Below are 14,207 nucleotides of genomic sequence, written 5' to 3'. Positions count from 1 at the left end.
GCTGATGAGGAAAAGACAACATGTGCGGTATTGTCGGTATCGCCGGTTTTATGCCGGTAAACCAGTCGATTTATGATGCGCTGACGGTGCTACAGCACCGTGGCCAGGATGCCGCAGGCATCGTCACCATTGATGCCCACAACGGGTTCCGCCTGCGTAAAGCAAACGGTCTGGTGAAGGATGTGTTCGAGGCACGCCATATGCAGCGCTTGCAGGGCAACATGGGTATTGGCCATGTGCGCTACCCAACGGCTGGCAGCTCCAGTGCCTCAGAGGCTCAACCTTTCTATGTAAACTCGCCGTTCGGCATAACGCTGGCACACAACGGCAACCTGACCAACGCCCATGAGCTGCGCCAAACGCTGTTTGAAAGCGGCCGCCGCCATGTCAATACCACCTCCGATTCCGAGATCCTGCTGAACGTACTGGCCAGCGAGCTGGACCGTTTCCAACATTATCCGCTGGAATCCGACAACGTTTTCACCGCCGTTGCCGCCATGCATCAACAACTGCGCGGCGCTTACGCCTGCGTGGCGATGATCATCGGCCACGGTCTGCTGGCGTTCCGTGACCCGAACGGCATCCGCCCGCTGGTGATTGGCAAACGCACACTGGAAGATGGCCGCAACGAGTATATGGTGGCTTCCGAGAGCGTGGCGCTGGACACCCTGGGCTTTGAGTTCCTGCGTGATGTGGCGCCGGGCGAAGCGGTGTACATCACCGATAAGGGCCAACTGTTCACTCGCCAGTGCGCAGAGAACCCGAAAACCAATCCGTGCCTGTTCGAATATGTCTACTTCGCGCGTCCAGACTCCTTTATGGACAAAATTTCGGTCTACAGCGCCCGCGTGCGTATGGGGCAGAAGCTGGGTGAGAAGATTGCCCGCGAGTGGGAAGATTTGGACATCGACGTGGTGATCCCAATCCCGGAAACTTCCTGCGATATCGCGTTGGAAATCGCGCGTATTCTGGATAAGCCGTATCGTCAGGGCTTTGTGAAGAATCGCTATGTCGGCCGTACCTTCATCATGCCGGGCCAGCAGGCGCGTCGCCAATCGGTACGTCGCAAGCTGAACGCCAACCGTGCCGAGTTCCGCGACAAGAACGTGCTGCTGGTGGATGACTCCATCGTGCGCGGTACCACGTCTGAGCAGATTGTGGAGATGGCACGCGACGCCGGGGCGAAACGGGTTTACCTGGCTTCCGCTGCGCCGGAAATCCGTTTTCCCAACGTGTACGGCATCGACATGCCAAGCGCCAACGAACTGATTGCCCACGGCCGTGAGGTGGATGAAATCCGCCAGATCATCGGTGCCGATGGTTTGATCTTCCAAAACCTGGACGATCTGATTGAAGCGGTGCGCGAAGAAAACCCGGACATCAGCCAGTTTGAATGCTCGGTATTCAACGGTATCTACGTCACCAAAGACGTCGACCAGAGCTACCTCGAGTATCTGGAATCGCTGCGCAACGACGACGCCAAGGAAATGCGTGGTCAGACCGAAGCGGAAAATCTGGAAATGCACAACGAAGGTTAAGCCTTCGCGTTGACCAAAATGGTGCACCGTGGCGCTCGCTGCGGTGCATTATCCCCGCCTGACTTGCTTATGTAGCGCCATTGCGGCAAAGTCTGCCTGATCCTATTTTTTCCTTGGCAGAGGCCAGCTTTATGAAACGACTCATCATCGGTATTTCCGGCGCCAGTGGCGCAATCTACGGCGTGCGCCTGCTGCAGGTATTGCGTGACGTCGCAGAGGTGGAAACCCATTTGGTGATGAGTAACGCCGCGCGGCAAACGCTGTCGCTGGAAACCACGCTCAGCCTGCGCGAAGTGCAGGCGCTGGCTGATGTGGTCCATGACTCACGCGATATTGGCGCCAGCATCTCTTCCGGTTCGTTCAAAACGGCCGGTATGGTGATTTTACCTTGCTCAATCAAAACCTTATCCGGTATCGCCAATAGCTATAGCGATGGCCTGCTGACGCGTGCCGCCGACGTAGTGTTGAAAGAGCGCCGCCGGTTGGTGCTGTGCGTGCGCGAAACCCCGCTGCATCTCGGCCATCTGCGTTTGATGACCCAGGCGGCGGAAATGGGCGCGGTTATCATGCCGCCGGTGCCGGCGTTTTATCATCGCCCCGAAAGCGTAGAAGACATCATCGACCAAACCGTAAACCGGGTGATCGATCAGTTCGACATTGAATTACCGAAAGATTTATTTACCCGCTGGCAAGGCGCGAATTAACAAAATCCTCCCTAATTTGGCACATTTGTGCAACACCGCACTGAATTAGGGCGGCGCATGCACCATAATGATCCCACTTCATCACGTTCACTGTTTCAAGGCTCTGGTATTTATCCATTGCCCGTGGCGCGGCCAGGACTGGCCGATTTAATTTTGCGGTTATCGTCCCAGGAAACAGTTTTGTGAAGGCCGGGGCCGTTCCCTCCGCCTACAGCAATAAATGTGGCACGATTACTGCAAATTGATTTGGTGGAAAAGTAATGCCCGCAGTGGCATCAAAAAATCAATTTGAGGGTGATTTATGAAAAAGCTGGTTAAGGTTCTTCCTTTAGTCTTGGCTTTGAGCGCGGCAAGCAGCGCATTTGCCGCCGTACCATCGACGTTGAAGATAGGTACCGATCCGACCTATGCACCATTTGAATCCAAAAATGCCAAAGGTGAGCTGGTCGGTTTTGATATCGATCTGGCCAAAGAGCTGTGCAAACGCATAAATACCCAATGTACCTTCGTGGAAAGCGATTTTGACGCCCTGATCCCTTCCCTGAAGGCGAAGAAAATTGACGCCATCATCTCTTCTCTGTCGATCACCGAAAAACGCCAGCAGGAAATTGCCTTTACCGACAAGCTGTACGCCGCTAACGCGCGCCTGATTGCGCCGAAAGGGTCGAAACTGTTGCCTACCGTGGATGCGCTGAAAGGCAAGAGCGTCGGCGTGTTGCAAGGCACCACCCAGGAAGCCTATGCCAACGCCATGTGGCAGCCTAAGGGCATCACCGTTGTGCCTTATCAGAACCAGGACTTGGTGTACGCCGATCTGGCGTCCGGCCGCATCGATGCCGCCTTCCAGGACGAAGTGGCAGGTAGCGACGGCTTCCTGAAACAGCCTCCAGGCAAGGATTACGCTTTCGCCGGCGAATCAGTGAAGGATGACAAATTCTTTGGCGTGGGCACCGGCATGGGCTTGCGCAAGACCGATACCGAGCTGAAGACGGCGCTGGATAAAGCCTTTGCCGAAATGCGCAAAGACGGCACCTACGACAAGTTTGCGAAAAAATACTTCGATTTTGACGTCTACGGCGGGTAATGCCGCGTACCCTTCCATGTTGTGACTACGGGGCCGGTCCACCGGCCCCGATGGTTCGGGATCTAATGACGACAGGGTGAAGTAAATGCTGCAAGGCTACTCCCAATTGATATTTGAGGGCGCTCTGGTGACGCTGGAGCTGGCCCTCAGTTCTGTACTGCTGGCGGTGGTGATTGGTTTGATCGGCGCCGGTGGCAAGCTTTCCCATAATCGCCTGCTTTCTACGCTGTTTGGCGCTTATACCACGCTGATCCGCGGCGTGCCCGATCTGGTGCTGATGCTGCTGATTTTCTACGGCCTGCAAATTGCGCTCAACAACGTCACCGAACTGCTTGGTTTTTCGCAAATCGATATTGATCCGCTCAGCGCGGGGATTATCACCCTCGGATTTATCTACGGCGCCTACTTCACTGAAACTTTCCGCGGCGCCTTTTTGGCGGTGCCAAAAGGGCAGATCGAAGCGGCCACCGCCTACGGCTTTTCCGGTTCGCAGATTTTCCGCCGCATTCTGTTCCCTGCGATGATGCGCTTTGCCCTGCCGGGCATTGGCAACAACTGGCAGGTGATCCTGAAGGCGACGGCGCTGGTGTCTATTCTGGGCTTGAATGATGTGGTGAAAGCCACTCAGTTAGCCGGCAAAGGCACTTATCAGCCGTTCTTCTTCGCGATCGTGGCCGGCGTGGTTTATCTGATTTTCACCACCGTTTCCAATGGGGTGCTGCTGTGGCTCGAACGGCGTTATTCACTGGGCGTCCGGAGGGCTGAGCTATGATCGAAATTTTACAACAGTATTGGCAATCGTTGTTGTGGAGCGACGGTTACCGCTTCACCGGCGTGGCGGTCACGCTGTGGCTGTTGATCTCCTCAGTGGTGATGGGCGGTTTACTGGCGATCCCCATGGCGGTGGCACGTGTTTCCTCCATCAGTTGGGTGCGTTTCCCGGTGTGGCTCTATACCTACATCTTCCGTGGCACGCCGCTGTATGTGCAATTGCTGGTGTTCTACTCCGGTATGTACAGCCTGGAAATCGTGCGTGGTACGGATTTCCTCAACGCCTTCTTCCGTAGTGGGCTCAATTGCACCATTTTGGCGCTGACGCTGAACACCTGCGCTTATACCACCGAGATCTTCGCCGGGGCGATCCGCGCAGTACCGCACGGTGAAATCGAGGCGGCCAATGCCTACGGTTTTTCGCGCTTTAAAATGTACCGCTGCATCATTTTGCCTTCCGCGCTGCGCACCGCATTGCCGGCCTACAGCAACGAAGTGATCCTGATGCTGCACTCTACCGCGCTGGCGTTTACCGCTACCGTGCCGGACCTGTTGAAGATAGCGCGAGATATCAATGCGGCAACCTATCAACCCTTTTATGCCTTCGGCATTGCGGCGGTGCTGTATCTGATCATCTCCTATGGATTAATCAGCCTGTTCCGCAAGGCGGAAAAACGCTGGATGGCACACGTTAATCACTGATAATGACGGGAATACACTATGTCTGAGAATAAATTAGCCGTCACCGAACTGCACAAACGCTATGGCGAACACGAGGTACTGAAAGGGGTATCGCTGGCGGCTAACGCAGGGGACGTGATTAGCATCATCGGTTCTTCCGGTTCCGGTAAAAGTACCTTTTTACGCTGCATCAACTTCCTGGAAAAACCGAGTGAAGGTTCCATTAGCCTGAACAATGAAGATATTCGCATGGTGCGCGACAAGGACGGCCAGCTCAAGGTGTTCGACAAGAAACAGCTGCAGCTGCTGCGTACCCGCCTGACCATGGTGTTCCAGCACTTTAACCTGTGGAGCCACATGACGGTGTTGGAGAACGTGATGGAGGCACCGGTGCAGGTTCTGGGGTTGAGCAAGACCGAAGCGCGTGAGCGCGCGATACGTTATCTGGATAAGGTGGGTATCGACGAACGCGCCCGAGGCAAATACCCGGTGCATTTGTCCGGTGGTCAACAGCAGCGCGTATCTATCGCCCGGGCTTTAGCGATGGAGCCGGAAGTTCTGCTGTTTGATGAACCGACGTCGGCGCTGGATCCGGAGCTGGTGGGCGAAGTGCTGCGCATCATGCAAAAGCTGGCGGAGGAGGGTAAAACCATGGTGGTGGTGACGCACGAGATGGAGTTTGCTCGCCATGTCTCCAGCCACGTGATTTTCCTGCACAAAGGGTTGATCGAAGAGCAGGGGCCGCCGGCCGAGCTGTTTGGCAATCCGAAAAGCCCTCGCCTGCAGCAATTCCTTTCCGGCGCGTTAAAATAATCCGTTGTCGGGACCGGATCTTTCTGGCCCCGATCGCGTTCTCAGCGGGCTTCGGCCCGCTGATTGATTACATCATCCAGCGCCTGTTCCAGCTCCAGAAAGCGGAAGCTGAAGCCTGCCTCTTCCAGCCGTTTCGGCACCGCCCGTTGCCCGCCCAGGACCAATACCGCCGCTTCCCCCATCAATAAACGCATGGCGAACGCCGGCACGCGGAAAAATGCCGGACGGTCGAGCACGTTGGCGAGCTGGGCGGCAAACTGTTCGTTGTGGACCGGGTAGGGGGCGACCATATTGAAAGGGCCTTGCAGGGTCTGGTGGTCCAGCAAATAGATAATGCCATTGACCATGTCGTCCAGGTGGATCCACGGCAGATATTGACGGCCAGTGCCGATGGGGCCGCCCAGCCCGAAGCGGAACGGCGGCAACATCTTCGCCAGCGCGCCGCCTTTTGCCGCCAGTACCACGCCGGTGCGCAGCAGACAGACGCGGGTGGCGTCGCTTTGTGCTTGCCACGCCAGGGATTCCCAACGTTGGCAGAGCTGATGGGTGAACTCGTCATGCGGAGCTTCGTCTTCGGTCACCACCGCCTGGCCCTGATCGCCGTAGTAACCGGTCGCGGAGCCGGAAATCAGCACGCTGGGCGGGGTGCTGCCGGCGTTAATCAGTTTCGCCAACTGCTCGGTCAGATCCCAGCGGCTGTGACACAGGCGCTCTTTCTGCGCTTTGCTCCAGCGTTTGTCGGCGATGGGCTCGCCGGCCAGGTTGATCACGGCGTCAAAGCCATCGAGCGACGGCTGATCCTCCAACGTTGACCAGTAGCTGACCTGATCACCGAACCGCTCACGAGCGCGGGGCACGTTACGGCTCAGTACCGTGATTTGGTGAGAAAGGCCCAACAGCCGATGCGTCAGGCTGCTCCCTATCAATCCTGTGGCGCCGGTGATCAGGATCCGCATGGTCGATTCTCCCTGAAACGGTGGTTTTCAGGCCCGGCGATAGCTCATGGTCATCGAAACCGAGTCGGCGTAGCGCAGGGCCAGTAGTTTATCTATCTCCACTTCAGCATAGGTTACCCAGGCATGTTGTTTCACGATATCGAGCACATCCTGAGTTAATTTTTCCAGCAGGGCGAAGCGGTTATCCTCCACATGGCGAATGATGGCTTTGGTGATGGTGCGGTAATTGAGCGCATCGTCGATGTTTTCACTGTCGCGCGCCTTGTCCGCCGGGTAATGGATCACCACGTTAATCAGGATATCCTGACGATTGTTAATTTCTTCTTCCTTGATACCGATGAAAGTACGCAACCGCAGGTTTTTTATACGAATAATGGCGTCGGGTTGACTGAATGACATCAGAAGATCTCCACAGGTCTGATTATTGCCGCTCAGAATACACGGAAAGTAGGGAAAAGATAACGAGCCGAAGGAAACTCCCCGCGGGTCGGGGAGCGTTAAATTTAACCCTGTTCGGCCAGCTTGTAGGCGCGTTCGGTAGCCGGACGGTTGCTGATGCGTTCAAACCAGTTGCGTACCGCCGGATAATCCGCCAGATCGATGCGTTGGCGCGGGTGCGAAACAACCCAAGGGTAAGTTGCAATATCGGCGATGCTGTAGTTGTCGCCGCCCAGATACGGGTGTTTTTGCAGTTCGGCTTCCAGCACGGCATACAGCCGCTTGGTTTCCAGATGGTAGCGTTCGATGGCGTAAGGCACCGGCTGCGGCGCGTAATGGTTGAAGTGATGGTTTTGCCCGAGCATAGGACCAAAGCCCGCGACTTGCCAGAACAGCCACTGTAGCGTGGCGGCGCGTTCCCGCAGGCCTTTGCTCAGTAACTTGCCGGTTTTCTCGGCCAGGTACAGCAGAATTTCGCCAGACTCGAACAGGCTGATGGGCGCACCGCCATCAACCGGCTGCTGGTCGACGATCGCCGGAATTTTGTTGTTGGGTGAAATGCTCAGAAAATCCGGCTTGAACTGGTCGCCGGCACTGATATTTACGCGGTGGATACGGTAGGGTAAGCCAACCTCCTCCAGAAACAGGGTAATTTTGTGACCATTGGGAGTAGGCGCGTAATACAGGTCAATCATGTTGCCTCCTGCGGTAAGGTGATCTGTAAGTCATTACACGTTGTTGCGGTCTTCGCCGCGCACAAAGGTATATCAGAGATCTTTCTATAGGGTTACCAACAATAGCAGCTAAGAATAGCAGGCTATGTGAGATTCGTCTGATGCTATCTCCACAACATGCATCACAATTTCAGGTCGTCGGGATTTGGCTTCTCGTCAGCCTTGCCGTCGCAGGTTACTGCGATAAAATAGCCTTTATTTCCCTGTTAAAGGAAAGGTTATGAAGCTCATATTCGCCTCTGATATACACGGTTCGCTGCCCGCCACCGAAAGCGTGCTGGATCGTTTTGAACAAAGCGGCGCCGATTGGCTGATCCTGCTGGGCGATTTGCTGAATCACGGGCCGAGAAATGCATTGCCTGCGGGTTATCAACCGGCGCAGGTTGCTGAACAATTGAATCGCTATAGCGACAAGATCATCGCCGTTCGCGGCAACTGTGACAGTGAAGTTGATCAGATGTTATTGTCATTTCCCATCACGGCGTCTTGGCAGCAGGTGCTATTGCAAAAAAGACGATTGTTTTTAACCCACGGACACCTTTATCATCCCTCCGCACTGCCGCCGTTATCTGCCGGTGATGTGTTGGTCTACGGACACAGCCATTTACCGCAGGCGGAACGGCAGGGAGATATTTACTGCTTTAATCCAGGGTCGGTCAGCATTCCTAAAGGGGGCTTTCCCGCCAGCTATGGCATACTGGAGGACAGCATTTTGAATGTGGTCACTTTGGACAGCGGCAAGGCTGTTGCAGAGGTGGCGTTAACGCACTAATTTATACACACACAATAAAAATCTTTGAAAAACACTCATTGATTAACCAGTGCGCGGGATGCATCGCGCCAAAATAGAAGGTTTTAGAGGATGGCGGAACAGGGTCAGGCTGCAGATACCGAGTGGGTTGATATCGTCAACGAGCAAAACGAAGTGATTGCTCAATCCAGTCGTCAACAGATGCGTGCTCAACGGCTGCGTCATCGTGCTACCTATATTGTGGTGCATGATGGAATGGGAAAAATTCTGGTGCAGCGTCGCACCGACATTAAAGACTTCTATCCGGGTTGGCTTGATGCCACTGCGGGTGGCGTAGTGCAAAGCGGGGAGAACGTTCTGGAATCCGCCCGCCGCGAGGCGGAAGAGGAACTGGGCATTGCCGGCGTGCCTTTCGCCGAGCATGGCCTGTTCTACTTTGAAGAGGACCAGTGCCGGGTGTGGGGCGCGCTGTTCAGTTGCGTCTCTCACGGCCCGTTTGCGCTGCAGGAAGAAGAAGTGGTTGAGGTGAGCTGGCTGACGCCGGAAGAGATCACCGCACGCTGCGACGAATTCACGCCGGACTCGTTAAAAGCGCTGTCGCTATGGCTGACGCGCAACAACGAGCAGGCCTACGGTAAACCGCTACGCGATTCGGAAGAAAACGCCTGACGCGGTGTTACGCTAAAAATAATCAGCCGGTCGCAATGACCGGCTTTTTTATGCCCGCCATCAGCCGCTGTGGAATGGACATGGTGGTCAGTTGCGGCTGGCACACCTTGCTGAACTCGTTGTTGACGAAGCCCACCACCGCCAGTTGGCCCGGCACTTTGATACGCCGCCGTTGGCATTCATACCGTGCGCCGCAGGCCAGATTGTCCGAGGCATACACCAGAGCGTCCAACTCCGGCCAGGCCAGCAGAAACTCCGGCAACTGCTGCGCGGCGGTGAACGACATCTTTATCTTCAAGCCGATCGATCGCGAGATCATCAAAACCTATGTGGCCAAGACCGGCGTTGTTCACGGGCAGCACAGTATCGACAGACGATACTGTGCTGCCGCTCAACGTTTAACGAGGTGAATATGTGTGTCTGTTGTTGTATTCGGTATTGGGGGTGACAACGCCAAAGAACGCGCTATGCACCCACATTTTGCAGTTATTGCAACAAGGCGCAATTCTTCCGTCCCCGTTGAATGCAACGCAGTAATAATGGCGCGGATGCAAGTTTCGGGCATACAGTTCAAGCCACACATGCGCCTCGGCGCAGGCGCTGAACGGCCTTGCTTCAACTTCCTTTTTTCCGCTCCACGGCAGTATCAGACGTTTGGTCTCTTTTTCGCGGGCCTGCAGCTGTTCAATGTAACGGTCAAATACGGAGGCGTCATGATTGATACCCGCGCTATGGCCTACGAACTTGGTTAACCCTGACACATCTCTTTTTCCCCTTGTGAGAGAAAAAGCCAGCGCCAGCATTCTATTCGTGGTGGGGCCGAGTCGGTCGATTTTCCACAGGTAGGAATCGTAATTGATGGCATTGTTAATGAGAGTTTTAGCGATTTTTTCAACGGATTGCCCTGTGGATGCCATAGGGGATTAACCTTCAGAATATTTTATGAATGTTAATAGGATCTAGCACAAGCTCGTGGAATTGGAATGAGACAGGTTGAAATTGAGATTATTCCTAGCCATGAGCGAGAAGGGGGCTCAGTATTGTAATACATTGATTATTCACTTGTTACGGTAGGGGAATCACAAGGACAAGCGTTTTTCCAATCGGTATTGGCGTAAAAAACGCAGGATTGCAGGGCGCGGATGGACCAGGGTAACTGAATGAAATTATTATTTTTTATTCTAAAAAGAAAAGCACCGCCGAGGGGTTCGTGCGGTGCTTTATAGCCTATATCAATATTCGTTCTGGTTTAACCTATGAACGATATTAATCAATCAGCCCGTTCAGGCTTTGGCTGCTGCTGCATCAGCCTGGGAAGACTGAATGGCGGTCAGCGCCACGGTGTAGACGATGTCGTCTACCAGTGCGCCACGTGACAGGTCGTTCACCGGCTTGCGCATGCCTTGCAGCATTGGCCCGATGGATACCAGATCAGCGGAACGCTGTACCGCTTTGTAAGTGGTGTTACCGGTGTTCAGGTCTGGGAAGATGAACACGGTAGCCTGGCCTGCAACCGGTGAGTTCGGTGCTTTGGACTTCGCTACGTCAGCCATGATGGCGGCGTCGTACTGCAGCGGACCGTCGATGATCAGGTCAGGACGTTTTTCCTGCGCCAGACGGGTCGCTTCGCGCACTTTCTCAACGTCGCTACCCGCGCCGGAGTTGCCGGTGGAGTAGGAGATCATGGCTACGCGCGGTTCGATACCGAAGGCCGCGGCGGAGTCTGCCGACTGGATCGCGATTTCAGACAGTTGTTCAGCGGTTGGGTCCGGGTTGATCGCACAGTCACCGTAAACCAGAACCTGGTCAGGCAGCAGCATGAAGAACACAGAGGACACCAGCGAGCTGCCCGGTGCAGTTTTGATCAACTGCAGTGGCGGACGGATGGTGTTGGCGGTGGTGTGAACCGCGCCGGAAACCAGACCGTCGACTTCGCCTTGCTCCAGCATCAGGGTGCCGAGAACCACGTTGTCTTCCAGTTGCTCGCGCGCCACCACTTCGGTCATACCCTTGCTCTTACGCAGCTCAACCAGACGCGGTACGTACTGTTCGCGCACGGCGACCGGATCAACAATCTCGATGCCTTTGCCGAGCTCAACGCCCTGTGCAGCTGCAACGCGCTGGATCTCTTCCGGGTTGCCCAGCAGCACGCAGTCTGCGATACCGCGTTCGGCGCAGATAGCCGCCGCTTTTACGGTACGCGGCTCGTCGCCTTCCGGCAGGACGATACGTTTGCCGGCTTTACGCGCCAGCTCGGTCAGCTCGTAGCGGAATGCAGGTGGAGACAGGCGACGTGAACGCTCGGAGGTCGCAGTCAGTGACTCGATCCACTCGGCGTTGATGTGGCTGGCCACGTAGTTTTGCACTTTCTCGATGCGCTGGTGGTCATCCGCCGGCACTTCGAGGTTGAAGCTTTGCAGGCTGAGCGAGGTCTGCCAGGTGTTGGTGTCGACCATAAAGACCGGCAGGCCGGTTTGGAATGCACGTTCACACAGCTTTCTGATCGGCGCGTCGATGGCGTAGCCGCCGGTCAACAGAATGGCACCGATTTCCACGCCGTTCATCGCCGCCAGGCAGGCGGAAACCAACACGTCAGGACGGTCTGCCGAGGTCACCAGCAGTGAACCCGGACGAAAGTGTTCCAACATGTGCGGAATGCTGCGCGCACAGAAGGTTACGGACTTCACGCGGCGGGTCATGATGTCGCCTTCATTGACCACGGTGGCCTTCAGGTGACGGGCCATGTCGATGGCGCGGGTCGCGATCAGATCGAAACTCCACGGCACGCAGCCCAGCACCGGCAGCGGGCTGTTGGCAAACAGTTGCGCCGGGTCAACGTTGGTCACGCTGGCCTTGGTGGAGTCGTCGAAGATCTCGGACAGGTCAGGACGGGTGCGGCCCTGTTCGTCGACCGGGGCGTTCAGCTTGTTGATGATCACGCCGGTAATGTTTTTGTTTTTGCTGCCGCCGAAGCTGCTGCGAGCCAGCTCGATGCGCTCTTTCAACTGTGCCGGGGAATCGTTGCCCAGCGCCAGCACGAAGACGATTTCCGCATTCAGGGTCTTGGCGATTTCATAGTTCAGCGAGTTGGCGAACTGGTGTTTACGGGTCGGCACCAGGCCTTCGATCAGCACCACTTCCGCGTCTTTGGTGTTCTCGTGGTAACGCGCCACGATCTCTTCCATCAGCACGTCTTGCTGGTTGGAGCTCAACAGGCCTTCAACGTAGCTCATGCGCAGCGGTTCGGCTGCCGTGATGGTGGAGTTGCTGCCGCGGATAATAGTGGTGGTCTGGTCGAGCGAATCGCCGCCGGTGCGGGGTTGAGCGATAGGTTTGAACACGCTCAGGCTAACGCCTTTTTGCTCCATGGAGCGGATGACACCCAGGCTGACGCTGGTCAGGCCGACGCTGGTGCCAGTGGGGATCAACATAATTGTACGTGACACAGAATAGTCCTCTTCACGATTTAACATGAGGCTAAAACAGCACCGTCAGCCTGGGCTGACGGTGTCGGGGAGCGTTACGCGGTCAGACGGGATGCGTCTTGCGCGATGACCAACTCTTCGTTGGTCGGGATAACCAGCGCCAGGCGGCTGCTGTCTTTGGTGATGGCACCGGATTTACCGAAGCGAGCGGCCATGTTGCGCTCGTGGTCAATCTCGAAGCCCAGCAGGCCCAGTTTGTCCAGGGTCAGCTCACGCACCATACCGGCGTTTTCACCGATGCCGCCGGTGAAGATGACCGCGTCCAGGCGACCGTCCATCAGGGCGCTGTAGGCACCGATGTATTTGGCCAGACGGTGGCAGAATACGTCCATTGCGCGTTTGGCGTCGGCTTTGGTTTCGTAGTTGTCTTCAACATAACGGCAGTCGCTGGTGACTTCGGTCAGGCCCAGCAGGCCGGATTCTTTGGTCAGCATTTTGTTGATTTGATCAACGGTCATGCCCAGGGAGTCGTGCAGGTGGAAGATGATAGCTGGATCGATGTCACCGCTGCGGGTACCCATCACCAGGCCTTCCAGCGGGGTCAGACCCATGGAGGTGTCAACGCACTTGCCGTTACGCACTGCGGTTACGGAACCGCCGTTGCCCAGGTGGCAGGTGATCACGTTAACTTCTTCAACCGGCTTGTTCAGCAGCTTCGCGGCTTCTTGGGTCACGTAGAAGTGGCTGGTGCCGTGTGCGCCGTAGCGGCGAACTCCGTGGTCGCGGTACAGGCTGTACGGCAGGGCGTACAGGAAGGATTCTTCCGGCATGGTCTGGTGGAATGCGGTGTCGAACACGGCAACGTTTTTATCCGCCAGTTTAGGGAAGGATTTCAATGCTTCAGCGATACCGATCAGGTGCGCCGGGTTATGCAGTGGTGCAAACGGCACCGAATCTTTGATACCCTGCAAGACTTCGTCATTGATCACGGCAGAAGCGGTGAACTTCTCGCCGCCGTGCACAATGCGGTGACCGATAGCGGTCAGCTGTGCAGAAAGCTCAGGTTTTTGTGCCAGAATAGTATTAACAATGTAGTTCAGTGCTTCGCTGTGCGCAGCGCCGGCACCCAGAGCCGCTTCGTGTTTGGCGCCGTCCATCTTCCATTTGAGGCGAGCCTCAGGCAGGTGGAAACATTCGGCCAGGCCGGAGAGGTGTTCTTCACCGTTGACAGCATCGATGATAGCGAATTTCAGGGAAGAACTGCCGCAGTTCAGGACCAGTACTAGCTTACTCGACATGGAAGTACCTACTTAAATAGTTCGTGTTGTTAAAGGAAAGACCAAAACACGTGGTGAATTAATCGTCAATCAGACAACAAGCGTAGCGCATAATGCCGTTGACATTTATGATTAACATCATGTGAATTGCACAAACCACATGACGATGAAAAAACCGATGATTTCTCTGCGGTTTAAATAATCTTGATTTTTATAGGGCTAAAAGTTGACAGAATTCTTGTCATCTTCTACCGGCCAAAAGGCCGGCTTAGGATACCGATAGCCCGAGGCAAACACAAAATAAATTTAAAGCTTCAAATTTTTTAGTATGTGTTGGCCGTGCCCTTATTTTTCTTAGTGACGTTG

The 14,207-nt window shown here is 55.3% G+C and carries 14 protein-coding genes and 1 pseudogene; 8 read left to right on the top strand and 7 right to left on the bottom strand.

The window, feature by feature from the left end; translation table 11 throughout:
• The first annotated feature begins 20 nt into the window (after positions 1–20).
• From purF to hisP, 6 genes are all read left to right on the top strand, one after another.
• Complete coding sequence (gene purF / locus ACGS9J_RS05075) at positions 21–1,538, top strand: amidophosphoribosyltransferase (protein ID WP_182824402.1); 1,518 nt, start codon at positions 21–23, stop codon at positions 1,536–1,538.
• 131 nt (positions 1,539–1,669) lie between these two features.
• Positions 1,670–2,242 (top strand): UbiX family flavin prenyltransferase, encoded by a 573-nt coding sequence (locus ACGS9J_RS05070; protein WP_442229919.1) that lies wholly within the window; start codon positions 1,670–1,672, stop codon positions 2,240–2,242.
• Positions 2,243–2,543: 301 nt separating this feature from the next.
• Positions 2,544–3,326: a histidine ABC transporter substrate-binding protein HisJ gene (gene hisJ / locus ACGS9J_RS05065; protein WP_442229918.1), complete on the top strand. Its 783-nt coding sequence runs from the start codon at positions 2,544–2,546 to the stop codon at positions 3,324–3,326.
• Between the two features lie 85 nt (positions 3,327–3,411).
• The gene (locus ACGS9J_RS05060) at positions 3,412–4,098 is read left to right on the top strand and encodes a histidine ABC transporter permease HisQ (RefSeq protein ID WP_442229917.1); all 687 of its coding nucleotides are present in this window, start codon (positions 3,412–3,414) and stop codon (positions 4,096–4,098) included.
• Positions 4,095–4,799, top strand: coding sequence for an ABC transporter permease (locus ACGS9J_RS05055; protein WP_020827864.1), 705 nt, complete (start codon positions 4,095–4,097; stop codon positions 4,797–4,799). Before ACGS9J_RS05060 ends, ACGS9J_RS05055 begins: the two co-directional genes overlap by 4 nt.
• A gap of 18 nt (positions 4,800–4,817) precedes the next feature.
• Positions 4,818–5,591, top strand: a complete 774-nt coding sequence (hisP, locus tag ACGS9J_RS05050) for a histidine ABC transporter ATP-binding protein HisP (RefSeq protein ID WP_020827863.1) — start codon at positions 4,818–4,820, stop codon at positions 5,589–5,591.
• Between the two features lie 41 nt (positions 5,592–5,632).
• Here hisP and ACGS9J_RS05045 read toward each other — a convergent pair whose 3' ends face one another.
• From ACGS9J_RS05045 to yfcG, 3 genes are all read right to left on the bottom strand, one after another.
• A complete protein-coding gene (locus ACGS9J_RS05045) occupies positions 5,633–6,547 on the bottom strand; it encodes a TIGR01777 family oxidoreductase (protein WP_442229916.1) in 915 nt (304 codons plus the stop codon).
• A 27-nt stretch (positions 6,548–6,574) separates the two neighbouring features.
• Positions 6,575–6,946 carry a dihydroneopterin triphosphate 2'-epimerase gene (gene folX, locus ACGS9J_RS05040; protein ID WP_012146035.1) on the bottom strand — a complete coding sequence of 124 codons (372 nt, stop codon included), beginning with the start codon at positions 6,944–6,946 and terminating at the stop codon, positions 6,575–6,577.
• Between the two features lie 104 nt (positions 6,947–7,050).
• Entirely contained in the window at positions 7,051–7,680 is a 630-nt protein-coding gene (gene yfcG, locus ACGS9J_RS05035) for a GSH-dependent disulfide bond oxidoreductase (protein WP_012146034.1), read from the bottom strand.
• A 259-nt stretch (positions 7,681–7,939) separates the two neighbouring features.
• Here yfcG and yfcE point away from each other — a divergent pair, with 259 nt between their 5' ends.
• Both yfcE and yfcD read left to right on the top strand, forming a co-directional pair.
• Complete coding sequence (yfcE, locus tag ACGS9J_RS05030; protein WP_442229915.1) at positions 7,940–8,491, top strand: phosphodiesterase; 552 nt, start codon at positions 7,940–7,942, stop codon at positions 8,489–8,491.
• A gap of 90 nt (positions 8,492–8,581) precedes the next feature.
• Positions 8,582–9,139 (top strand): NUDIX hydrolase YfcD, encoded by a 558-nt coding sequence (yfcD, locus tag ACGS9J_RS05025; protein ID WP_442229914.1) that lies wholly within the window; start codon positions 8,582–8,584, stop codon positions 9,137–9,139.
• A 64-nt stretch (positions 9,140–9,203) separates the two neighbouring features.
• On the opposite strand, the pseudogene ACGS9J_RS05020 reads toward yfcD, so the two are convergent.
• From ACGS9J_RS05020 to ackA, 4 genes and pseudogenes are all read right to left on the bottom strand, one after another.
• Positions 9,204–9,416, bottom strand: a pseudogene (locus tag ACGS9J_RS05020) (substrate-binding domain-containing protein); the annotation flags it as partial.
• A 121-nt stretch (positions 9,417–9,537) separates the two neighbouring features.
• On the bottom strand, positions 9,538–10,056 hold the full coding sequence (locus ACGS9J_RS05015) for a hypothetical protein (protein ID WP_442229913.1): 519 nt from the start codon (positions 10,054–10,056) through the stop codon (positions 9,538–9,540).
• A gap of 366 nt (positions 10,057–10,422) precedes the next feature.
• The gene (pta, locus tag ACGS9J_RS05010) at positions 10,423–12,585 is read right to left on the bottom strand and encodes a phosphate acetyltransferase (RefSeq protein ID WP_442229912.1); all 2,163 of its coding nucleotides are present in this window, start codon (positions 12,583–12,585) and stop codon (positions 10,423–10,425) included.
• A 74-nt stretch (positions 12,586–12,659) separates the two neighbouring features.
• On the bottom strand, positions 12,660–13,862 hold the full coding sequence (gene ackA, locus ACGS9J_RS05005) for an acetate kinase (RefSeq protein WP_442229911.1): 1,203 nt from the start codon (positions 13,860–13,862) through the stop codon (positions 12,660–12,662).
• Positions 13,863–14,207: the final 345 nt, after the last annotated feature.

This window comes from Serratia quinivorans (assembly GCF_052113645.1).
In the GTDB taxonomy this organism is placed as follows: domain Bacteria; phylum Pseudomonadota; class Gammaproteobacteria; order Enterobacterales; family Enterobacteriaceae; genus Serratia; species Serratia quinivorans_B.
Note: the sequence above shows the minus strand (reverse complement) of the source record. Positions and strands in the feature narration are given on the sequence as shown.